The 21,898-nt window shown below is 68.3% G+C and carries 16 protein-coding genes and 1 tRNA gene; 11 read left to right on the top strand and 6 right to left on the bottom strand.

Annotated features, from left to right (window positions below; genetic code table 11):
• Positions 1-86: 86 nt before the first annotated feature.
• Positions 87-1,271, bottom strand: coding sequence for a DNA glycosylase AlkZ-like family protein (locus G6N77_RS07810; protein WP_240901771.1), 1,185 nt, complete (start codon positions 1,269-1,271; stop codon positions 87-89).
• A 78-nt stretch (positions 1,272-1,349) separates the two neighbouring features.
• On the opposite strand from G6N77_RS07810, the gene G6N77_RS07805 reads away from it, so the two are divergent.
• Positions 1,350-1,439 (top strand) — tRNA-Ser (locus G6N77_RS07805).
• Positions 1,440-1,542: 103 nt separating this feature from the next.
• On the opposite strand, the gene G6N77_RS07800 is transcribed toward G6N77_RS07805, so the two are convergent.
• A complete protein-coding gene (locus G6N77_RS07800; RefSeq protein WP_240901770.1) occupies positions 1,543-3,924 on the bottom strand; it encodes a coiled-coil domain-containing protein in 2,382 nt (793 codons plus the stop codon).
• Positions 3,925-4,192: 268 nt separating this feature from the next.
• Between G6N77_RS07800 and G6N77_RS07795 the strand changes: the two genes are divergently transcribed.
• The 4 genes from G6N77_RS07795 (at position 4,193) to G6N77_RS07780 (ending at position 7,980) form a co-directional block, all read left to right on the top strand.
• Positions 4,193-4,930 carry a response regulator transcription factor gene (locus G6N77_RS07795; RefSeq protein ID WP_165181464.1) on the top strand — a complete coding sequence of 246 codons (738 nt, stop codon included), beginning with the start codon at positions 4,193-4,195 and terminating at the stop codon, positions 4,928-4,930.
• Complete coding sequence (locus G6N77_RS07790; RefSeq protein WP_306987270.1) at positions 4,927-6,507, top strand: sensor histidine kinase; 1,581 nt, start codon at positions 4,927-4,929, stop codon at positions 6,505-6,507. Before G6N77_RS07795 ends, G6N77_RS07790 begins: the two co-directional genes overlap by 4 nt.
• A gap of 27 nt (positions 6,508-6,534) precedes the next feature.
• Positions 6,535-7,173: a hypothetical protein gene (locus tag G6N77_RS07785; protein WP_165181462.1), complete on the top strand. Its 639-nt coding sequence runs from the start codon at positions 6,535-6,537 to the stop codon at positions 7,171-7,173.
• Positions 7,174-7,245: 72 nt separating this feature from the next.
• Positions 7,246-7,980: a YcnI family copper-binding membrane protein gene (locus G6N77_RS07780; RefSeq protein ID WP_165181461.1), complete on the top strand. Its 735-nt coding sequence runs from the start codon at positions 7,246-7,248 to the stop codon at positions 7,978-7,980.
• 84 nt (positions 7,981-8,064) lie between these two features.
• Here G6N77_RS07780 and G6N77_RS07775 read toward each other — a convergent pair whose 3' ends face one another.
• Positions 8,065-8,880, bottom strand: coding sequence for a carbon-nitrogen hydrolase family protein (locus G6N77_RS07775; RefSeq protein ID WP_165181460.1), 816 nt, complete (start codon positions 8,878-8,880; stop codon positions 8,065-8,067).
• Between the two features lie 31 nt (positions 8,881-8,911).
• On the opposite strand from G6N77_RS07775, the gene G6N77_RS07770 reads away from it, so the two are divergent.
• On the top strand, positions 8,912-9,565 hold the full coding sequence (locus G6N77_RS07770) for a GntR family transcriptional regulator (protein ID WP_165181459.1): 654 nt from the start codon (positions 8,912-8,914) through the stop codon (positions 9,563-9,565).
• On the opposite strand, the gene G6N77_RS07765 is transcribed toward G6N77_RS07770, so the two are convergent.
• Positions 9,562-10,977, bottom strand: a complete 1,416-nt coding sequence (locus tag G6N77_RS07765) for an MFS transporter (RefSeq protein WP_165181458.1) — start codon at positions 10,975-10,977, stop codon at positions 9,562-9,564. The two genes, G6N77_RS07770 and G6N77_RS07765, sit on opposite strands and share 4 nt — an antisense overlap.
• A gap of 132 nt (positions 10,978-11,109) precedes the next feature.
• On the opposite strand from G6N77_RS07765, the gene G6N77_RS07760 reads away from it, so the two are divergent.
• The 3 genes from G6N77_RS07760 (at position 11,110) to G6N77_RS07750 (ending at position 13,599) form a co-directional block, all read left to right on the top strand.
• Positions 11,110-11,796 (top strand): DUF2848 domain-containing protein, encoded by a 687-nt coding sequence (locus G6N77_RS07760; protein ID WP_165181457.1) that lies wholly within the window; start codon positions 11,110-11,112, stop codon positions 11,794-11,796.
• A gap of 145 nt (positions 11,797-11,941) precedes the next feature.
• Positions 11,942-12,601 carry a DUF4232 domain-containing protein gene (locus G6N77_RS07755; protein WP_165181456.1) on the top strand — a complete coding sequence of 220 codons (660 nt, stop codon included), beginning with the start codon at positions 11,942-11,944 and terminating at the stop codon, positions 12,599-12,601.
• 59 nt (positions 12,602-12,660) lie between these two features.
• Positions 12,661-13,599 (top strand): phosphotransferase family protein, encoded by a 939-nt coding sequence (locus tag G6N77_RS07750; RefSeq protein WP_165181455.1) that lies wholly within the window; start codon positions 12,661-12,663, stop codon positions 13,597-13,599.
• A gap of 65 nt (positions 13,600-13,664) precedes the next feature.
• Here the strand turns inward: G6N77_RS07750 and G6N77_RS07745 are convergent, their stop codons facing one another.
• On the bottom strand, positions 13,665-14,255 hold the full coding sequence (locus tag G6N77_RS07745) for a hypothetical protein (protein WP_165181454.1): 591 nt from the start codon (positions 14,253-14,255) through the stop codon (positions 13,665-13,667).
• A 231-nt stretch (positions 14,256-14,486) separates the two neighbouring features.
• Here G6N77_RS07745 and G6N77_RS07740 point away from each other — a divergent pair, with 231 nt between their 5' ends.
• Both G6N77_RS07740 and G6N77_RS07735 read left to right on the top strand, forming a co-directional pair.
• Positions 14,487-19,526: an Lhr family helicase gene (locus G6N77_RS07740; protein WP_165181511.1), complete on the top strand. Its 5,040-nt coding sequence runs from the start codon at positions 14,487-14,489 to the stop codon at positions 19,524-19,526.
• 204 nt (positions 19,527-19,730) lie between these two features.
• A complete protein-coding gene (locus tag G6N77_RS07735; RefSeq protein ID WP_165181510.1) occupies positions 19,731-20,594 on the top strand; it encodes an Fpg/Nei family DNA glycosylase in 864 nt (287 codons plus the stop codon).
• 54 nt (positions 20,595-20,648) lie between these two features.
• Here G6N77_RS07735 and G6N77_RS07730 read toward each other — a convergent pair whose 3' ends face one another.
• Positions 20,649-21,839, bottom strand: coding sequence for an MFS transporter (locus tag G6N77_RS07730; protein ID WP_205678109.1), 1,191 nt, complete (start codon positions 21,837-21,839; stop codon positions 20,649-20,651).
• Positions 21,840-21,898 lie beyond the last annotated feature (59 nt).

Below are 21,898 nucleotides of genomic sequence, written 5' to 3'. Positions count from 1 at the left end.
TTTCAAGGCCCGATGTGCACCGGCTGTACCCGGGCCGCACAGGATGCCCGTTCGATTTCCGCCCCCAGACTTCCCAGGCCCACGGCTCAGCCCGCCGCGTTCAGTGCGTCGATCCGCTTTTGCCGGCTCGACGGCGAGTCCAGGCTGAAGCTGCGGAAGTCGCCCAGGTCCTCGCGGATGAACGCCTCAACCTCCTTGAGCCGCTGCGTGACGGCCTTCGTGGGGGCACCGAAAAGCCAGTGGGCGATGCGTTCCTCGCCGGGGTCGTATTGCCACAGGCCGATGATCCGGCCGCGGTCCACGATGGGGTGGTCGGGCAGGTCCGCCTGCAATGCCAGCCGGGTGCTGCCCAGCTGCCTGCCCGCGTCCTCCTCGGCAAAGTGGCTGGCGGCGTTGCGGCGCAACAGGAACAGCGAATCACTTCCGGCCAGCAGCTGGATTTGCTCATCTTTCGGCGCCACGAAATTTTCACGCTCGTCGGCGTCGGCCGGGAGCATCCACAGCCCGTCCGCCTCGACAGCCCCCGCCCCGGCCAGCGCGGCCTTGGTCTGGGCCACGGTGAATGCGGTGAACCACCGCGTTTCCTTCAGCGTGGCCCCGCCGGTCCAGCCCAGGTACCGTTCCATCAACAGGGCGCGGGCCTGTTCGGGGCTCTCCGTGGCGGGCTCCAGCCCCCACGCCGCATATGAATAGCGCTGCTGGTCCAGCCGGCCGTTGACGGGAACGCGCCGGATGCGCCCGTCCGCCTGCAGCAGTCCCAGGACGGCCGGCAGGGTGGTGGAGGCGCCCTTCTTCTTCCCCGCCTCCCCCAGGCTGCGGACCGATCCTCCCAACCGGTCCTTCAACTCCTTCGGGTCCAGCGTTGCCGGGCTTCCTTCCCCATGCCCGACGCCGGCGCCCAGGACCGCGAGCACGTCACCTTCCAGCGCGGCCAGCTCGCTGCGCGGAACATCGAGCTTGTCCAGGACCTTGGCCTGGGCCTCCGCGGCGCCGGCGCCCAAGGTGAGGGCCCACGCGAAGTCGTCCGCGCCCAGCACATAGGTGCAGCCGCGCGCCGTCGGCAGTTCATGGATGCGCAAGGCCGCAACGTCGGCATCCGCCTCCTCGCGGCGGATGCCGGCGCGGGCAAAGAGGGTGAGGTAGGGGTTGGCGCCGCCCACTGAGCGGGCCCAGCCGGCTGCGCTGAGAACCCGGCCGGAGCCGTGGCCTTCCAGGGAGCCGTCCAGGCCTTGCTTGTGCCAGCTCCAGGCACGCTGCGTTGCACTGTTCATGGGGCCATCCTCCCCCATTTGCCGCGGTTGTGGGCCCATTTTTGAAGTGGGCCCCCGACCCGGTAAGGTTGACGCGTTGGTGACGTGTCCGAGCGGCCGAAGGTGCAACACTCGAAATGTTGTTTAGGTGAGAGCCTAACGTGGGTTCAAATCCCACCGTCACCGCCACTGAGAAGGCCTCAAATCCCTTGTGAATACAGGGGACTTGAGGCCTTTTCCATGCCCTGCGGCCTCGAAACGGGATACTCAGCGGACCGGGCGGGCACGGGGATCAGGCCGCGCAACCGCCCAAGGCGATTTGTCCGTCAATCGCGCCGATCTGCTGCTGCACCGACCCCAGCTGGTCCTGCAGGCCCTTCACAAGGTCCTTTTGGGCCTTGACCGCATCCTTGTTGGCCTTCTTCTGGGCTTCGAGGTCGCGGAGCACGGACTGCGCTGCCGTGAGCTGCTGGTCCAGCGACGTCAGCTGGGCCTGGAGTGCGCTCAGCGCGGCGTCCGCCGCCGTGATCTCCCCGTTGAGCTGGTTGAGCTGCTCCAACAACGGCGCCACCCGCCCCTGAAGCGCCAGGATGTCCGCTTCCTTGGCGGAGATCTGCGCGTTGAGGCCTGCAAGGGTGGCCGTGAGCTGGTCCAACTCGCCGTTCAGCACGGTAAGCTCGGCCTGCTTGACTCCGACGGCAGCATTCGTGGCGTCCAGCGTTGCCTGCAGGCCGGGCAGTTCAGCGTTGAGGGCGGCAAGCTCCGTGTTCTTGGCGTCCACCGCCGCCTGCGCTGCCGTGGCAGCCTCCCGGGCGGCAGCCAGGGTGGACTGCAGCCCCTGGAGCACCACCTTTTGCGCATCGATGGCGTCCTGGGCCTGCGCAACGCCATCCGCCAGGGCGGGCAGCGCAGCCTCGAGGTTGGAAACCACCTGCTGCTGGGCGACGACGGCGGCCTGGGCGGAGCTGGCCGCATCCTGAAGCGCCGGCAGCTGGCCCTGCAGTGTGCTGAGCTCGCGGGCCTTGTCTGTCACGGCAGCGTTTGCAGTGGACACCGCGTCCGACAGGCCAGGCAGCTGGCCCTGCAACGCGGCGATGTCTGCCTGCTTGGTGGCGACATTCCCATTGGCTGTGTCCAAGGCCGCCTGCAGCGGCGCCGCCTGCTGCTGGAGCGCGCTGCTGGCGCCCTGCTTGGCCACCAGTTCGCCACTCAGCGTGTTGACGGCTGACTGCAAACCGGCCAGGTCGTCTTGGAGTGCTGAGATCTCGCCGGACTTCTGTGTGATCTGGGTATTGATCGGATCAAGCTGGGCCTGCAGCCCGTCTCTCTGCTTGATGAGCCCGGTCTTGTTGCCGCCGCTGCCGTCATTGATCTTCCCGTTGAGGACAACGATTTGGTCACTGAGCAACTTGGCGCTCGCCTGCAGCGACGTCAGCTCACCCTGCGCTTGGGCCAGCAGCGTCTGCTTGGCAGCGATCGCCATGGTGTCAGCTCCAATCTGCGCTTGCAGCGAGGCGATGTCAGCGTTGGCCGCATTAATCCCCGCAGTGTTATCTGCCACCGCGGCCACCGCGGCTGCCGCCGTCGTCTGGAGTCCTGCAAGGTCGTTTTGAGCCTGGGTGATCTCGGTGTTCTTGGCGGTGAGCGCATCTGCAGCACTTGTAGCCGCCGACTGCAGCGCCGCCAGCTGCCCCTGCGCCTGGGTGATTTCGGCATTCTTGGCCGTGACCGCGTCGGCTGCCGTTGTTGCGGCAGACGTGAGCGTGGCGAGGGTGGTATTTGCCTTGGCCACCTTGGCGTTCTGGGCGTCGAGGGCATCCTGGGCCGCGGTGCCGCTGTTCTCAAGGACGGTGAGCTCGCCTTCGGCATCTGCGACAGCGCGGGTGGCGGCAGCCACGGCGGCGTCGGCGTCCTGCGCGGCCTGGGTCAGGGTTGCCAGTTCCGCCGTTGCCTTACTGATTTGCGTCTTCTTGGCGTCGAGGGCCTCGGAAGCCTGGGTGGCTGACGCCTTCAGGGCCGTCAGCTGTCCGTCGGCAACGGAGATTTCGGCCTGCTTGGCGGCCACCTTGCTGGCAGCGGTTTGGGCCTCCCCGTTCAGCTGGGCGGCGGCTGACTGGGCGTCCGCCAGCTGCGCCTGGAGCGGCGTGAGCTGGCCCTGCACTGAATCCCTCTGTGATTCCAGGTCAAAGAGGGCTGTCTGGGCGTCGGCAATGGCCTGCGCCGTGGCTTCCTGCTGGGCCTGCAGGCTGGCCAGCTGGGCGGTGGCCGTGGCAAGGTCGGCCTCCAGCTGTGCCCCCTGGGCTTCAAGAGTGGCGATGGCCGTGTTGGCGGCGGCAATCTGTACCTTCAGGGCCTCTCCGCTGGACTGGAGCTGGGCACGTTCAGCCTGCAATTGGGTGATGATGGCAGCGTTCTTCCTGGCGGCGGCCTTCAGCAGGTTTTCCTGGACAGTGCCACGGTGCGCCAACTGGTTGACGACGCCGTTGCAAATGCCGGCAGTGCTTGCAGAGCTCACGGAGTTCCCGGGGGCCGCCGTCGCAGGTGGTGCCAGCACCAGCATGCTGGTGACAACGCCTGTCATCACGACGGCGCTGGCCAGCCGCCGGGCGGACAGCCGGGCGGACAAACCGGCAGCGGTCCGGGCGGAATTGGGTATAGTTCTGGCATTGCTCATGGAAACCCCCAGGTCTCATCGATATGTGCGGGTGCGAGTCGCAGCACTCGGCCAGGCGGCCAGTGCATGGCAGCCAAGCTATGGGGCTTCCGCGCGGGAAACACGAGTGGTGGACACTCGCTTATTTGCACCCGCTTTGAGGGACTACTGGGATTTCGGTGAAAACCCGCCCCCACCGCGGATTTCGCGCCCAACCTCGCAAACACGCACAGACAACTCCCAGCAATCTTCCAGCCGTATGCAGGCCGGGCACAGCCATAATGGAGGCATGTCCCTACCTCACCGCGCCAACGGTCCCGAAAAGCTCACCCGGCAGGGCGGCGAACCCATCCGCGCCCTGGTGGTGGATGACGAGCCCTCCCTGGCCGACCTGATGCGCATGGGGATTGAACTGGCCGGCTGGGACGTAGCCGTGGAGCACGACGGCCAGGAAGCTCTCAAAACAGCCAGGGCCTTCCACCCGGACGTACTGGTCCTGGACGTCATGATGCCCGGCATGGACGGCGTGGAACTGCTGGGCCGCATCCGCACCATCTACCCGGACATCCCCGCCCTGTTCCTGACCGCCAAGGACGCCGTTGCGGACAGGCTCACGGGGCTGCATGCCGGCGGCGACGATTATGTGACGAAGCCCTTCAGTATGGAGGAGGTGCTGCTGCGCCTGCACCGCATTGTCCAGCGCGCCGGGGTCACCGCACCCAATGCCGCTGAGTTGACGGTGGGGGACCTGTCCCTGAACCGCGACACCCGCGAAGTGTCCCGCGCCGGCGCCGAAATCACCCTGACCAGCACCGAGTTCGAGCTGCTGCAGTACCTGATGGAAAATCCGCGCCACGTGCTGAGCAAGACCCGCATCCTGGACCGCGTGTGGGACTACGACTTTGGCGGCCAAAGCAACATTGTGGAGCTGTACATCTCCTACCTGCGCAAGAAGATCGATGCCGACCGCGAACCCATGATCCACACCGTCCGCGGCGCCGGCTACGTCATCAAGCCATGCGTGTGAGCAGCAGCCCCCGTTTCACCGCGGCCCGCACCACGGCCAGCAAGGCCGCCCGCTCCGCGGCCGCCCGCCTTCGCCACCCCGGCACCTGGCACCTGCGCACCCGCCTGGTGGCCGTCATGCTGGCCCTGCTCGCCGTGATCTGCGTGCTGGTTGGAATGATCAGCTACAGCGCCATGAGCATGTCGCTCAATAGCCAGGTCAACAGCCAGCTGGCCCAGGCCACCTCCCGTTCCCACGACTTCAACCTCAACGCACCCTCCGGTTCCGCCTGCGCCCGGCCCGATCCGCTCAACGCCCGCGGCACCGGGACCGGCCAGCTCAATGCCATCATCTGCGGCGGCTACGTGGTCACCGGTGGCGTCCTCTCCCCCAGCGGCACGCGGCAGCAGCTGACCAACAATGATGCACAGATCCTGGCCGGGCTGCCCACGGCCGGGTCCATGACCGACCAGGCCCTGTCCATCGGCAGCTACCGGCTTCAGGCAGTTGCCGTCCCCGACGGGGGCGTCCTGATCACCGGGCTGCCGCTGGGCGCCGTCGACCGCACCCTCGCGAAACTGGTCCTGACCATCATCCTGGTCTCCCTGGCCGGGCTGGTGTTCCTGGGCCTGGCGGGCACCGTGATCATTCGCCGGAACATGGCCCCGCTGGAAAAGCTCTCCGCCGTCGCCACCCGGGTGGCCCAGCTGCCGCTCGACGCCGGCGAGGTCGCCCTGAGCGTCCGCGTCCCCGACACCGTGGCGAACCCCGGCACTGAAGTGGGCAATGTGGGGCATGCCTTCAACGCCATGCTGGACAATGTTTCCCACGCCCTCCAGGCCCGCCAGCGCAGCGAAACCAAGGTGCGCCGCTTCGTGGCCGACGCCAGCCACGAACTCCGCACGCCGCTGACCGCCATTCGCGGCTACACAGAACTGCTGCAGATGACCGAGTCACTGACCCCCGGCGGCAAGACGTCGCTGGGCCGGGTCACCGCCCAGTCACTGCGCATGGGCCGGCTGGTGGAGGACCTCCTCACGCTGGCCAGGCTCGACGACGGCCAGCCGGTGGCGCTGCGCACCCTGGACCTGGCCCCGCTGGTCATGGATGCCGTCAGCGACGTCCGGGTGGGCGCCCCCGGGCACCACTGGACGTTTGAGGTGCCCGACGATCCCGTAACGGTCAAGGGCGACGACGGCCAGCTCAAGCAGGTGTTGCTGAACGTGCTCTCCAACGCAGCCAAGCACACCCCCGACGGGACCACGGTGTCCACGGTGCTGACGCAGGGTGCCGACGGGGCCGCCACCGTGCAGGTCACGGACAACGGGCCGGGCATTGACCCGGCCTTCCGGGACATCATCTTTGACAGGTTTTCCCGGGCGGACGCGTCCCGCACCGGCGGCCAGGGCAGCACTGGGCTGGGGCTGAGCATTGTCCAGGCCATCGTGGCCGCGCACCACGGCACCATCCGCGTGGACAGCCGGCCGGGCGCCACCACCTTCACGCTGACCCTGCCCGCTGCACAGGCGGAGCTGCCCGCAACCGGGTCTGAGCGACACCTGGAAGGCCACGGGGAGGCTGTTTCCTCGATAAGCTAGACAGGTCGGCTGATCGAAGGGAGCACAGTGCGCCACGCTCCCTTCAGGCTGCTCCGAACCACCGCCGTCGGAGCCACCATTCTGGGCCTGGCCGCCTGGGCGCACGTCGCGGCTGGCGGGGCATTGCCCTCCCCAGCCATCATGGCGGCGCTCACCTCCCTGCACATCCTGTGCTCCACGGTCGCCACGCGGTTCCGGCTGCGCCTGCCCGCCATGACGGCGCTGCTGGCCACGAGCCAGCTGGTGCTCCACCAGGCCTTCGAGTCACTTTCCGTCAGCGCCCCCCTGGCCGAAGTTCCGGCCGGGGCGCTGAACAGCATGCACCACGGCATGCCCGCCGACTTCCCGATGCTGCCGGACATGGGCGCCACGCAGCTGGCCGGCACGGCGATGGCGGCCCATGCGGCCATGCCCGGCTGGATGGTGGTGGCCCACGTCGCCGCCACCCTGGCCACCGCCGTGCTGCTCACCCAGGGCGAAAGCGCCCTCTGGGCCCTCGCCGGCTGGCTGCGGCCGCTGTACCGTGCCGCCGCCGTCGTGCTTCAACTGCCCGCCCGGCAGGAGCGCCCCGCGGTGCTGCCGCGCACCCTGCCGCGCCTGCCCTGGCGCAATGTCCGGCCCGACACGCGCCGCGGGCCGCCGCTGGCAACGGCACTCTTCGCATAGCACCCTTCGGCAATCGCGGGGTGCCCAACCCCACCATTTTTGCGCAATTCCGCGCGCCCGAAAGGTTTCACCATGCGTTTTTCCCGTACCTTCAAGACCACCCTTGCCCTCGGCGCCACGGCCGGCCTCATGGCCCTGGGGCTCGGCGCTGCGTCCGCCCATGTGGACGCCACGCCGGATTCGACCGCAGCAAACTCGTACTCGCTGCTCACCTTCAGCGTCCCGCACGGCTGCAGCGGCTCGCCCACCACCAGCCTGAAAATCACGCTGCCGCAGGAACTGAACGCCGTCACGCCCACGGTCAACCCGAACTGGACCATCAGTGAGTCCACCGAAAAGTTTGCCACCCCGCGGACACTGGCCGACGGCAGCAAGATCACCGAACGGACCAGCGCCGTCACGTATACGGCCAAAACACCGCTTGACCCGCACCAACGGGACACGTTCACGCTCTCCCTGCAGGTTCCGGACACCGCGGGCAAGACGCTGTATTTCCCCACGCTGCAAACATGTGAAAAGGGATCCACGGACTGGAAGGACATTCCGGCCGCCGGGGCGTCCGAGGACAGCGTCCAGTCGCCTGCACCTTCCCTGACGGTCACCGCGGCCGTGGCCGCAGGCGCGGACCACGGCTCGCACGGCACCACGGACGGTACCACGAACAGCGCCTCGGCGGCTTCCGGCGAGAATGCCGGGAACGACGGCGCCGCCTGGCCCGCGTGGCTCGGCTTCGGTGCCGGTGTGGCCGGGTTGGTCCTGGGCGGGCTGGCGTTTATCCGCAGCGGCAGGACCGTTTCGCCGAAGTAGCCCCACCCGTTTTCCCCTTCCGCCGAAACAGCGGATGCGCGTCGAGATCCGCACAAACATTGTGCGGATCTCGACGCGTGGCCGCTAACTCGCGTTAATTTCGGCCAGGATGGTCCGCCGGTTGGCGAGGACGGGAAGGGTTTGCCGGACCTGTTCGACGGCGGCCACGTCCAGATCGGCCACCAACAGTCCCTCGCCGCCGTCGAGCCTGCCGAGCACCTCGCCCAATGGCGAGATGACTGCGCTGCGGCCGATGCCTGTGGGCGCCGTGCCGGTGGCGGCGATGCCGGCCGTGGCCGGGTCACCCTGTCCGCAGGCCAGCACGAACGAGGTGGCATCCAGGGCCCTGGCGCGGACCAGCAGGTCCCATTGATCCGCCTTGCCCGGGCCCGCTCCCCAGGATGCACAGACGATGGTGATGGACGCGCCCGCCTCGGCGTTTGCCACAAAGAGCGCGGGGAACCGGACGTCGTAGCAGGTGGCCAGGCCCAGCGTGGTGCCTCCCAGGTCAAAGGTGGCCACCCTGTCGCCCGCATCAACGGTGCTGGATTCGGAAAATCCGAAGGCGTCGAACAGGTGGATCTTGTCGTAGTGGGTGTCCGCATCCGGGCCGGCCACCAGCAGGGTGTTCCTGACCCGTCCGCCGGCTCCCGGGGTGAACATTCCCGCGACAATGGTGACGCCGAATTCGCGGGCCAGTTCCCTGACAGCGTTGGCCCAGGGGCCGTCCAGTGGCTGGGCGGCGTCCGCCACCGGGTTCCCGAAGGCGCACATGGCCGCCTCGGGGAACACCACCAGCTCCGCGCCCTGGTTCCGGGCGTCGGCGGTGTAGCGTCGAATCAGCCGCAAGTTTTCTTGTGGATCCGCGGAACTGATGATCTGGGCGAGCGCAACGCGCATCTTTTTCTCCTCGTTAGTGTATACGTAGGGTATGCAAGCAAATCGTGAGTCCCTGTCGGGACGCGACAGGGCCTACGAGTTTCTGCGCGACCACATTCTGACCGACCCCAATATGCAGGGCACCTTCCTCAACGAGCAGGAGCTCGCGGCACAGATTGGCGTGTCGCGGACCCCCGTCAGGGAGGCACTGCTGCTGCTGGTGGCGGACGGATTGGTGGAGCTCATCCCCAAGCGCGGGGCGCTGATCCCCACCATTTCCGGCCGCCAGATTTCCGAACTCTTTGAACTGCGCAACGTCCTGGAAAAGTACGCCGCCGGCGCCGCCATCGGCGCCGGGCGCGTGCCGCTGGCCGAAATGGCGGAGACCCTTTCGCAGCAGGCCGCGCTGGTGGACAGCCTCGAGCCGGATGCCGCCACGGAGTTCATCCGCCTGGACCAGCATTTTCACCAGCTGCTCATCGACGCCGTCGGCAACGAGCTGATGTCGCAGACGTACTCCAAGTTGCGTGCCCGCCAGGTCCTGATCGGCGTCCAGGCACTGTTCCGCAGCCAGGACCGGCAGAACCGGGTGTGCGAGGAGCACGGCCTGATTGTCGGCGCGCTCAGGGACGGCAATGTCCCTGCCGCAACCGCCGCCATCGACGCGCACCTCGCCGTCACCCTGGACCTGTTCCTGCGCGGCTAGCTGTGCTGGTGCGCCGGTTCGCCGGCGCTGGAGCCGGACTGGCCGGCGTCGTCGTTGGATTTGGCTTGGGCTGCCAGGCCCGCCGCGAGGTAGTTCTCATCCTCGCTCACGTCTGAATTCCGGCCCATGGCCAGCCCGACGACGGTCAGGGCGGCCGCCACCGCGGCGTAGATTGCCACGGGAACCCAGCTGTGGAAGCTGCTCAGCAGTACGGTGAACATGAGGGGTGCAATGGCGCCGCCCACAATTCCGGCCAGCGTGTAGGCCAGCGAACTGCCGGTGTAGCGCAGCCGCGGGCTGAACTGTTCAATGACATATGCTGCCTGCGGGCCGTACATGAACGAATGGAATGTCAGGCCAAGGACAATCCCCAGGATCAGCAGGGGAACGTTGTGGCCGTGCACCACGCCAAAGAAGACAAATGCCCACACCCCTGAACCGGCAGCCGCAATGCCGTACAGCAGGCGGCGGTTGATGTGGTCGGACATGGCCCCGGCCAGCGGGATGGTGATCACCTGGCAGCCCGAGGCCACCAGGACGGCCATCAGGACGTCATTGCGGGTGTAGCCGAGCTGGGTGGTGCCGTAAACCAGGGTGAAGACGGTAAACAGTGCATAGGTGACATCCGGCCCGATGCGGCAGAGGATGGCCGCCGTCAGGGGACGGAGCTGGGTGGTGAAGACTTCCTTTACCGGTGCCGTGGGCCGGTCGCCGCTTTCGGCGATGGCCTTGAACACAGGGGTGTCCTCCAGGCGCAGCCGGATCCACAGGCCAAAGGCCACCAGCAGTGCGGAGATCAGGAAGGCAACGCGCCAGCCCCAGGCCAGGAAGGCCTGCTCGCTCAGGGATGCCGTCAACACGGCCAGGGCGCCGTTGGCCATCAGATTGCCCAGGGGCGGGCCGATCTGGGCTGCCGAGGAAAAGAAGCCGCGTCGCCTGGGATCGCCAAATTCACTCGAGAGCAGCACGGCGCCGCCCCACTCGCCGCCGACTCCCACGCCCTGCGCGAACCGCAGGAGCACCAGGATGATGGGTGCCGCATAGCCAATGTTTGCGTAGGTGGGCAACAGCCCAATCGCGAAGGTGGCTGCGCCAATCATGACGAGTGTGACCACCAGGACGTGCTTGCGCCCCAGCTTGTCGCCCAGCCGCCCAAAGACGATGCCGCCGATGGGGCGGGAAACATAGCCCACGGCGTATGTTGAAAATGCCAGGATGGCGCCGGTGAGGGCATCATTGCCCGGGAAGAACAGGGCCGGGAAGACGATGGCCGAGGCCGCCGAATAGACGGCAAAGTCGTACCATTCCAGGGATGTGCCGCTGAGGCTGGCAATGAATGCCTTGACAAGATCCCGTCGCTGTGGCTGCGGGCTTTGTGACTGCCCGCGGGCAGCGTGTGCTGTATTCGCCATGGAGGTTCCTTTCAAAAATATGATACCGGTCACGTGTTGTACTTCTTGTATACAATACGCATACTAGAAAGGGAAAGGCGAGAGCAATCTCAAAATTTCCCAAAAAACATCCCACAGCGAAGGAACCCTCCCATGAGCGCCCTGACTTTTGAACTCCCCGACGCCACCACCACCGTGGTGTCCGTCAAGAACCTCCTCAATGCCGGATACGCCGGACGCGCCCAGGCCGAGGTCCAGGCGCACATCGCCGAACTGGCCGAACTAGGCATCCCCGGACCGTCCACCACCCCGGCCCTCTACCCGGTGTCGGCCTACCTGGCCATGCAGGCTGATTCCGTGGAAGTGCAGCACGCGCGCACCTCCGGCGAAGCGGAGTGGGCCCTGGTCATCAGCGAGGAGGGGCCGCTGCTGACAGTTGCCTGCGACCACACCGACCGCGCCTTGGAAGTCCACGGCGTCGCGTGGAGCAAGAACGCCTCCCCGGACCTCCTGGGCCGGCAGGCCTGGCGGCTCGACGACGTCCGGGACCACCTGGACCAGATCACCATCAAGGGGTGGGTGACCGGCGACGACGGCCTGGAGACCCTGATCCAGGACAGCTCCCTAGGCGCTCTCCTCCCCCCCGACTACTGGCTCGACGTACTCGAAGACCGCCAGCTCAACGGCGTTGGCACCGTCCTGCTCTCCGGGACCGTTGCCATGACGGCAGGCGTGGACCAGTTTGCCCCCGTCTGGCGGGTGGAGATGGGTGACCCCGTCACGGGACGGACCATTGGGCTGGACTACACGATTTCCACCATGCCCGAGCCCATCGGCTGACACGCCCCCCCTTTCGCCGAGTTAGCGGGCCCGCGCCGAGACACGCCCTCCTATTGCGCGGTCTCGGCGCGGATCCGCTGACTCGACGGGTTCGACGGCGGCGGGGCTGGTTGACTCCGGGAACACAGGGGACAAAAGTTAAGCCATGACCATTGAGCAGCGCACCACAGTCCGGCAACGTACCACCCGACGCCTCCCGGCCGCTGCCCTGCTGGGCGCCGCGGCCGTCCTGGTCCTTGCCGCCTGCGGGCCGTCCGCCGGACCCGCGGCCGGCACGTCCGCGGCCACCACCGCGGCGCCAACCACCGCCTCAGCCGAGCCTGCCCCCACAACGGAAGCGGCGACGTCGTCCGCTCCTTCAATGGCGCCAAGCACGGCCGCAACCCCGCCCCTCTGCGCGGCGGCCTCCCTGGCCGGCTCGCTGGACGACACGGGCGGCGGGGCGGCGGGGCACATCTACATGAAGCTGATCGTGAAGAACACCTCGGCCGCCACGTGCATCCTGGACGGCTACCCCGGAGTCTCCCTGGTCAAGGCGGGGGTGGACACGCCCATCGGCGCCGCGGCCGTGCGCGATGCTACCGCGCCCTCGAAGGGCCCCATTTCCCTGGCCCCCGGCAAAAGTGCGGCCGCCGTGCTGCGGTACACACAGGCGGGGAACTACCCGAACTGCACTCGCGTGGCGGCGGATTCCGTGATGGTGTACCCGCCCAGCGCCACGGACCGGTTGGTGATCGCACACCCGCTGACCGCGTGCAGCAATAGCAATATTGAGCTGCTGACCATTGGCGCATTCCAGCAGTGAGCATCCCTCTCGGGGCAAATATTGGGGCGAGTTTTGGGGCGCGTTTTGGGGCGAACCGCGTGCCGGAACAGCTCGAGGCCATGTGCCGGCGAGCTTTCGGACCTGCCACCATTGAGGCCGTCGCGCAGCTGCCGGGCGGGAACTACAACTCCACGTTCCGGGTGGAGCTGGCGGGCCGGGCGCCCGTGGTGCTGCGCATTGCCCCGGAACCGGCCGGCCAGTTCCGCATCGAGCGCACCCTGATGCGCAATGAAGTGGCGGCGGTGCCGTTCCTGGCGCCAATCGCTGAGCTCATGCCGAAGGTGCTGGCCACGGATTTCTCACACCAGTTGGTGGCTGGCGACTACCTGTTCCAGGAATTCCTCCCCGGCGTCCCGGCGGCCACTGCACTGGCATCGTACCCGGACATCGGCCCGTTTTGGGAGGAGCTTGGCGGCCTCCTGGCCCGCATCCACGCCGTCCAGGGCACCCATTATGGCCAGGTCCAGGGCCCCCACTTTGGCTCGTGGAGCGGGGCGTTGGCGGACTATTTCCATGACCTGTTCCTTGACCTGAACACCGCCGGCCTGCCCGCCAGCGACATCCGAACGGTGGGTTCCTTGCTGGCCAGGCACGCCGATGCAGTGGACTCCGTGCCCGGGCCGAGGCTGCTCCACGGGGATTTGTGGATTGGCAATCTGCTCCTGGACGCGGACGCGAAGGCGCCGCACATCACCGCCGTGCTGGACTCGGACCGGACGTCCTGGGGCGATCCGCTGGCGGACTGGACGTTCCACCTGCTCCGCCGGCGCGGCACCAGGGAGAAGGACGCCTTTTGGCGCGGCTATGGCGGGAAGCCGGCCGAATCGGAAGGCGCGGCTGTCCGGCAATTCTTCTACAGGGCCCGCAGCCTGGGCGAGGCCCGGCTGGAGTACCACCGCCTGGGCCAGGAGTCCAAGGCCGAGGCCACGTATCCCCGGCTGGAACGAGAATTGGATACGTTTATCGCTGCGGTTTGATGCGTGGCTTTGATGCTCCGGTGTGATGCTCCGGCCACGCCTGGGCCCGACGCCGAAAGCCAGCCCTACTTCGGCCGGCTGCTCTGCCAAAAGTTGGGTGGCTCGTCCCCGTCAAATTCCTCGAAGAAACCGATGAACGCCGGATCGCTCTCCTGGGACTCCCGGCGTCGGCCGTTTTTCAGCACATACAGCCTGTTGGCGCCGAAGGCCAGGACTGCCGCGGCGGTCAAGTGCATGGCGCCGCCCCAGACTTCCACCGGCACCACCATGGCCAAAAAGCCCGCCACGGCCACTGCGGCCCCCACGGTCACCAGCAACCGCAGCCGTTCAAAGTAGCCATAAACGGCCACACTGGCGCCCAGCACCAGCCACGGCCCGCAACCGTTGTCAAAGGGGATGAGCGCCCCGAGGAGGACTCCCGCGGCCGTGCCGCCGGCCAGGTACAGGTAGTGCCTGCGGGGTGCCACCCACCAGGTGGGGCGCCGCCACAGCCAGCCGGCACTGACGGCGGCAGCAGCCAGGCTGCCGATCACAAATGCAAAGGACGACGCCCCGTTGCCGTGCTGGCCCACCATGCTGACGGCGCCGGTGAACAAAAAGAGCAGCGACAGGCAGACAAGCGGCACCCAATTGTTCCCGATATGCCGTTGTTGCACCGCAGCCGCCTTCTCCCGTCATTTCCACAGTCCCGGACCGCCGTCCTGGCACCACAAAGTTGGCGGGGACCGGCAACGGCAGTCATTGCCACTCCTAGGGCTAGATTACAGCTCCGCCCGGACACTTTTTGCCCGCATCCGCCCCGCCTGTGCGAATCGTTATCCTCTCGCATCTTTGTCACTCCGGTGAGGCATGATGGAGCCGTGCAAACTAATTCCGCCTCCGGTGGCATGGAACTGTTCGGGGCACCCGCCCGCGAATGGTTTTTGGGCGCCTTCGGCTCCCCCACGCCTGCCCAGGCGGGCGCGTGGCACGCCATTTCCGGTGGCGCACATTCCCTGGTGGTGGCCCCCACCGGCTCCGGCAAGACGCTGGCCGCGTTCCTTTGGGCACTTGACGGCCTGGCCGCCGGCACCGGTGCCAGCACCGCCAGCACCGCCAGCACGACGCCGGAGCTTGCCTTGGGTGCCCCGCCCGCCCCGGGTGCCCCGCCCGCCCCGGCCGCCACGGCCCGCGCGGGGTCCACCAGCGTCCTGTACATTTCCCCCTTGAAGGCCCTCGGCGTGGATGTGGAGCGCAACCTGCGGGCGCCCCTGATCGGCATCACCCAAACCGCCAGGCGGCTGGGCCTGGACCCGCCGCACGTCACCGTGGGCGTCCGCTCCGGCGACACCCCCGCCAATGAGCGCCGGCGCCTCCTCAGCCACCCGCCGGACATCCTGATCACCACGCCCGAATCGCTCTTCCTCATGCTCACGTCCAAGGCCCGCGAAACGCTCGCGGGGGTGCGCACCGTGATCATCGACGAAGTCCATGCCGTGGCCGGCACCAAGCGCGGCGCGCACCTGGCCGTGTCCCTGGAGCGCCTGGACGCGCTGCTGCCCCAGCCCGCACAGCGCATCGGCCTCTCCGCCACAGTGGAGCCGCGCGAAACAGTGGCGCGCTTTTTGGGCGGTTCCGCACCCGTCACCATCGTGGCCCCGCCCAGCACCAAGAACTGGAACCTCAGCGTCACCGTGCCGGTCGCGGACATGACCGACCTCCCCGCTCTTGCCTCAGCCCACGACCTCGGCCCTGCCTCCGGCCTGGCTCCCAACGCCTCGATCTGGCCGCACGTGGAGGAAAGGATCGTGGACGCCGTCCTGGCCAACCAGTCCACCATCGTCTTCGCCAACTCCAGGCGGCTGGCCGAACGGCTCACCGGCCGGCTCAATGAAATTTACGTGGAACGGCTCGAGCTGGCTGCCTCCGGGGACGTCCCTGCCCCGCAAGGCCCGGACGACGCCGCCCCCTCCGACACGGAGCCCTGGCGGACCGCGCCGTCCCCCACCGGCCCGGCCCGCCTCCCGGCCGAAATGATGGCGCAGGCAGGGGCCACGGCCGGCGCGCCGAACGTGCTGGCCAAGGCGCACCACGGCTCCGTGTCCAAGGAGCAGCGGGCCCTCATAGAGGATGACTTGAAGTCCGGTCGGCTGCGGTGCGTGGTGGCGACGTCGAGCCTGGAACTGGGCATTGACATGGGCGCCGTGGACCTGGTCATCCAGGTGGAGTCGCCGCCGTCGGTGGCCAGCGGGCTGCAGCGCGTGGGGCGGGCCGGGCACCAGGTGGGCGAGGTGTCCGAAGGCATGCTGTTCCCCAAGCACCGTGCGGATTTGCTGCATTCGGCGGTCACGGTGGAGCGCATGCTGGCGGGGCACATCGAGCCGCTTTTTGTGCCGAAGAACCCGCTGGACATCCTGGCGCAGCAAACCGTGGCCGCCGCAGCGCTCGGGTCCATAGACGTGGACGAATGGTTTGACACCGTCCGGCGCAGCGCCCCTTTCGCCGCACTCCCCCGGTCCGCCTATGACGCCACCTTGGACCTGCTGGCCGGGCGCTACCCGTCCGACGAATTCGCCGAACTGCGGCCCCGCATCATCTGGGACCGGGTGGGCGGGACCATCACGGGGCGCCCCGGCGCGCAGCGGCTGGCCGTCACCTCCGGCGGCACCATCCCCGACCGCGGCCTGTTCGGCGTCTTCATTGCTGGCTCCGATGAATCTGACGCCGGCAAGGCCAACAAGGGCGGGCGCCGCGTGGGCGAGCTCGACGAGGAGATGGTCTACGAATCCCGCGTGGGGGACCTTTTTGCCCTCGGCGCCACCAGCTGGAAGATCGAGGACATCACCTTCGACCGGGTGCTGGTGACGCCGGCGTTCGGCCAGCCGGGCAAGCTGCCGTTCTGGAAGGGCGATTCGCTGGGCAGGCCAGTGGAACTGGGCCGGGCGCTCGGCGCCTTCATCCGCGAACTCAGCGCCGCTCCCCGCAAGCAGGCCCTCGAACGCTGCGAAGCCACCGGCCTGGACCAGTGGGCGGCCAACAACCTGCTTGGCTACCTGGACGAGCAAAAGGCCGCCACCACGCAGGTCCCGGACGACAAAACCCTCATGGTGGAGCGCTTCCACGACGAACTCGGCGACTGGCGCGTGGTCCTCCACAGCCCATTCGGCATGCCCGTCCACGCACCCTGGGCCCTGGCCGTTGCGGCCCGGCTGCACGAGCGCTACGGCCTGGACGGTTCCGCCATGGCCTCCGACGACGGCATCGTGCTGCGGGTGCCCCTGATGGATGACGAGCCTCCCGGCGCGGACTTGTTCCTCTTTGAACCCGACGAGCTGGACGGCATCGTCACCGCCGAGGTGGGAGGCTCCGCACTGTTCGCCAGCCGCTTCCGCGAATGCGCCGCCCGCGCCCTGCTGCTGCCACGCCAAAACCCGGGCAAGCGATCGCCCCTGTGGCAGCAGCGCCAGCGCTCCGCCCAGCTTCTGGACGTGGCCCGGAAATACCCCCAGTTTCCCATTGTGCTGGAGACCGTCCGGGAATGCCTGCAGGATGTGTACGACCTCCCCGCACTGAAGGACATCGCCGCCAGCATTGAGCGACGCGAGCTGCGGATCGTGGAAACCACCACCCAACAGCCCTCACCCTTTGCCCGGTCGCTCCTCTTCGGCTACGTGGCCAGCTTCCTGTACGAGGGCGATTCCCCGCTGGCCGAACGCCGCGCGGCCGCCCTGTCCCTGGACCCAGCCCTGCTCGACGAGCTGCTGGGACGGGCCGAGCTGCGCGAACTCCTGGACCCGGACGTCATTGCCGCCACGGAGGCCGAGCTCCAGCGGCTGGCCGGGAACGGCAGGGACACGGACAGGCGAGCCCGCGGGCTGGAAGGAGTTGCCGACCTGCTCCGCCTGCTGGGCCCGTTGACGGTTGCCGAGGTGGCGGACCGCCTGGTCCCCTCCGCTCCTCCCGGACAAGGGACGGGCGACGCCGGCCTGCCGCCCGCCGCTGCCGGCCGGACTGCCACTGCGGCCGGTTCAGGGGCCACCGCTGCAGCTGCCGCTGAAGGGGCTGCCGCCGCTGCGGATGCCGCCCACCTCGCCGCGGCGGCCGGACACCTGGAGGCCCTTGTTGCCGCCAACCGCGCCCTGCGGGTGAATATGGCTGGCAGGGAATGTTTCGCGGCCATTGAGGATGCGGCAAGGCTGCGGGACGCCCTCGGCATCCCGCTGCCCATGGGCGTGCCGCTGGCGTTCATTGAACCCGTGGCCGATCCGCTGGGCGACCTGATCGGCCGGCATGCGCGCACCCACGGCCCCTTCACCGCGGCGGAAGTGGCGGCGAGGCTGGGACTGGGCATCGCCGTCGTGCATTCCGGGCTGGCACGGCTTGCCGCAGACAAGCGCGTGACGGAGGGCGAATTTATCCCCAGCGGCTCCCATCACTCGCAAGTCCCCGGCTCTTCCCATAGCTCGCAAGCTCACTTCGGGACCCTCGCCGCAGTGGGCCCTGGCTTCGAGGATGGCGCCAGTGAATGGTGCGACGTGGAGGTGCTGCGCCGGCTGCGCCGCCGGTCCCTCGCCGCGCTGCGGGCCGAGGTGGAACCCGTGGATGCGGCCACCTTCGGCCGGTTCCTGCCGGCGTGGCAGCATGTTTCTGCCGCATCCGGGGCGCCGGCGCTGCGCGGGCTGGACGGGCTGCTGACCGTCGTCGACCAGCTGGCGGGCGTGCCCATTCCGGCGTCGGCCTGGGAGCCGCTGGTGCTGGCGCAGCGGGTGGCCGACTACCGCCCGGCCATGCTGGACGAACTGACGGCCACGGGCGAGGTGCTGCTGTCGGGCGCCGGTGCCCTGGGCGGCAGCGACGGGTGGCTGAGCCTGCACGTGGCCGAGTCCGCCGCCCTGACGCTGAACCCGCCGGCTGATTTCGCGCCCACGGAGTTCCAGCAGCGCGTCCTGGCGGCCCTGTCCGGCGGCGGCGCGTACTTTTTCCACCAGCTGCGCGAGATGGCGGCCGGCGGGCCGGATGACGTCCCCGCCGACGACGAGCTTTCCGCCGCCCTGTGGGAGCTTTTTTGGGCTGGGCGGATCAGCAATGACACCTTCACCCCGGTGCGTTCCCTGCTGTCCGGGGGGCATACGGCGCACAGGCAAAAGCCGGCGCCGTCGCGCCTGCGCCCGGCGCGCTCGGGGCGCTATGGGCGGCTGCCCGGCCGGGCCGGAACCGTCCAGAGGGGTGCTCCGCCGCTGGGTGCCGGGCGTTGGAGTGCGCTGCCGGATGGCGACCTGGCTGCCGCTGGTATGCCTGAGGCAGGCGGCGCTACGACGGCAAGTGCGCAGGCCACGCTGCGCAGCCATGCCCTCGCCGAGCTGTTTCTGGACAGGTATGGCGTGGTCACCCGCGGATCCGTCATGAACCACGGGATCCCCGGCGGCTTCGGGCTCATGTACAAGGTGCTGGCGAGGCTCGAGGAAACCGGAAAGTGCCGCCGCGGGTACTTCATTGAACACCTGGGCGCGGCACAATTCGCGGTGCCCGCCACGGTGGACCGGCTGCGCACCTTCAGCGACGACGCCGCCCTCAACCCCCGCCCGCCGCAGGCCCTGGCCCTGGCGTCGACCGACCCGGCCAACCCCTACGGAGCAGCCTTGCCGTGGCCGCCGCTGGATTCCGGCCACCGCCCCGGGCGCAAGGCGGGTGCCCTGGTGGTGATGGTCGACGGCGCCCTGGTCCTGTATGTGGAGCGCGGCGGCCGGACGCTGTTGTGCTTCAGCGACGACGACGGCGCCGTGGCCCTGGCCGCGGATGCCCTGGTCCAGGTGGTCAGGCGCGGTGCGGTGGACAAGCTCGCGATGGAGAAGGTCAACGGCGCCGGCATCCTGGACACCCCGCTGGCCGCGGCGCTGCTGGCTGCCGGGGCGTACAGTTCCCCGGGCGGGGTGCGCATCCGTGCCTAACCCCCTGAAACCCTCCCTCACATTTGGGGCGTTTTCTTCAATCGCTCTCTCAGCAATTGACGTGAAATGCGGGACGCTGTCGCACTCATTGCGAGAGCGTTCGGGAAAAACCCGCAAATGCTGCGGGAGCGTTGGGCGTGTGGGTGGACATGAGTGACGTGTTGTGGTTGGCGGACCGTGACTCGAACCGTCGGCCGGCCCTCCATGCCTGAGGGGGACACTGTCTGGCGGCAGGCTCGGGACCTCCATGGCGCCCTGGCCGGGCAGCCGCTGACGGGCTGCGACTTCCGCGTGCCGCAGCTGGCAACCGTTGACTTCACCGGGCGCACCGTGGAGTCCGTCCAACCCCGCGGCAAGCACCTGATGATGATGCTGCCCGCCCGCGGCCCGGCCGAGGGCGCGGCGGTGATCCACTCGCACCTGGCCATGGAGGGCCACTGGGACATATACCCCGTCAGGAATGCGACGCAGCCTCCGACAGGCCCGCGGACCGGGCGCGGCGGCGAGTGGCGCCGGCCTTCCCATACAGCGAGGGTTGTCCTCACCACTGAACGGCTGGTCGCCGTCGGCTTTTCCCTGGGCACCCTGGAAGTGCTCTCGCCCGCGCAGGCGGCGGCCGCCGTCGAACATCTTGGGCCGGACCTGCTCGGGCCGGATTGGGATGCGGATGAGGCGCTGCGCAGGCTCCATGCGGATCCGCAGCGGCCCGTCGGCTTGGCTCTCCTGGACCAGCGGAGCCTGGCCGGGATCGGCAACATTTACCGCAACGAGCTGTGTTTCCTGGCCGGAGTCCACCCGTCCATGCCGGTTGGCGGGGTGCCGAGGCTGCCACGATTGGTGGAGCTGGCAAAGCGCCTGCTGGAGGCCAACAAGGACCGGCCGCAGCGCTCAACCACGGGCGGGCCGGCACGCGGGGACGCCTCAGTGTGGGTCTACGGGCTGGCCGGGAAGCCGTGCAAACGCTGCGGTTCACTGATTCGGCACGCAAAAATGGCCGATCCAGCCGCGCCGACACATGCCCCGCGGGACATTTACTGGTGCCCGAACTGCCAGGCCCTGCCGGAATGACGCCCGGGGTGGTTGTTGCCATTCGCCTGTGGAAGTTCTGCCGCTGACGGAAAGTTACTGAGCAGTCGGTGCTGCACGGTCCATTTTCTGCAGCCGCAATCTGTCCGCCGTGGCCGGATCATGCAGGAAGGCCGACAGTGCCAGCGCAAGTGCGGGCAGCGCGATCAGCACCGTGAGCGTGAAATGCAGGGTGGTTGCATCGGCCAGCACCCCGAGCACCGGGTTGAACAGGCCGCCCACGGTGACGGCCAGGCCCACTGTGACGCCGCTGGCCGTGCCGATCCGGTTTGGCAGGTAGTTCTGCCCCAGGATGACGAAAACGCTGAATGGGACGAAAATGCTTACGCCGGTCAGCACCACGAAGACCATGGCGAGGCGCCACTCCCGCACCAGCACCAGGCCAGCCATGGCAGGAAGGCAGCAGGCAAAGCCGTACCTGATGGAGACCATTGCCCCGAATCGGTCCGCCAGCCAGCCGCCCAGCAGGGTGCCGCACGCACCGGACACCAGGAAGACGGTCAGCGCGGCGCCGCCGATAACCTCCGAGGCACCCAGCCCGTGGATGAAGTACAGGGCCAGAAAGGAACTCAGCCCAAAGAACACGATGGAGCGAACCACCACAATGGACGTCAGTTTCAAAAAATCCGGCCAGTTGTCCCGCCCCTTGGGCATGGCCGCGGGACGGCGCTCGCCGTCGCGCCCGTCGAGCACCGGCCCCAGGCGCCTGGCCAGGATGAGTGCCATGACGAGGGCCGGGAGCACCAGCAGGGCGGTCCCCCGGAGCCCGAACCAGAGGAGCACCGGCGTGGCCAAAAGGGAGCCGAGCGCGAAACCGATGTTCCCGCCCAGGGCGAATATGCTCATGCCCTTGTTGCTGTCGCCGGCGGCCCGCCGTGCGGCACTGGCTGCCGAGGGGTGGAACGCTGCAATGCCCAGGCCCGAGATGGCGATCATCACCCACGTGACGGCGTAACTCGGGAACAGGCCGGCGGCACCCACGCCCAGCGCCGCCGTCGTCATCCCCAGCGGAATGAGCCAGCGGCGCGGCTTGCGGTCCGTCCACACGCCAAAGGCCGGCTGGACCACGGAGGAGAGCATGGTTGCCGCGAGGGTCAGCCCCGCCACGGCCGCGTAGCTGTAGTGGCGTTCGGAGACGAGGAAGGGCAGCATGGCCGGCACGATGCCCTGGTAGAGGTCGTCGACCATGTGCGCCGAGGACATCATGCCAATTCCGCGTCGATTCACCAGCGAACCCCACCTTTCCGCCTTCGCGCCACGCTTGTTTGCCCCGGATCCTGCACCGT

The sequence above is a fragment of the Arthrobacter silviterrae genome (assembly GCF_011045165.1).
Lineage (GTDB): Bacteria > Actinomycetota > Actinomycetes > Actinomycetales > Micrococcaceae > Specibacter > Specibacter silviterrae.
The sequence above is the reverse complement of the archived record's forward strand: the minus strand, read 5'-3'. Positions and strand labels throughout refer to the sequence as shown.

Excerpts from the sequence above, each read along its gene's own strand:
- G6N77_RS07810 (WP_240901771.1), bottom strand. The coding sequence starts at position 1,271 with ATGAACAGTGCAACGCAGCGTGCCTGGAGCTGGCACAAGCAAGGCCTG.
- G6N77_RS07800 (WP_240901770.1), bottom strand. The coding sequence starts at position 3,924 with ATGAGCAATGCCAGAACTATACCCAATTCCGCCCGGACCGCTGCCGGT.
- G6N77_RS07795 (WP_165181464.1), top strand. The coding sequence starts at position 4,193 with ATGTCCCTACCTCACCGCGCCAACGGTCCCGAAAAGCTCACCCGGCAG.
- G6N77_RS07780 (WP_165181461.1), top strand. The coding sequence starts at position 7,246 with ATGCGTTTTTCCCGTACCTTCAAGACCACCCTTGCCCTCGGCGCCACG.
- G6N77_RS07775 (WP_165181460.1), bottom strand. The coding sequence starts at position 8,880 with ATGCGCGTTGCGCTCGCCCAGATCATCAGTTCCGCGGATCCACAAGAA.
- G6N77_RS07770 (WP_165181459.1), top strand. The coding sequence starts at position 8,912 with ATGCAAGCAAATCGTGAGTCCCTGTCGGGACGCGACAGGGCCTACGAG.
- G6N77_RS07765 (WP_165181458.1), bottom strand. The coding sequence starts at position 10,977 with ATGGCGAATACAGCACACGCTGCCCGCGGGCAGTCACAAAGCCCGCAG.
- G6N77_RS07760 (WP_165181457.1), top strand. The coding sequence starts at position 11,110 with ATGAGCGCCCTGACTTTTGAACTCCCCGACGCCACCACCACCGTGGTG.
- G6N77_RS07755 (WP_165181456.1), top strand. The coding sequence starts at position 11,942 with ATGACCATTGAGCAGCGCACCACAGTCCGGCAACGTACCACCCGACGC.
- G6N77_RS07740 (WP_165181511.1), top strand. The coding sequence starts at position 14,487 with ATGGAACTGTTCGGGGCACCCGCCCGCGAATGGTTTTTGGGCGCCTTC.
- G6N77_RS07735 (WP_165181510.1), top strand. The coding sequence starts at position 19,731 with ATGCCTGAGGGGGACACTGTCTGGCGGCAGGCTCGGGACCTCCATGGC.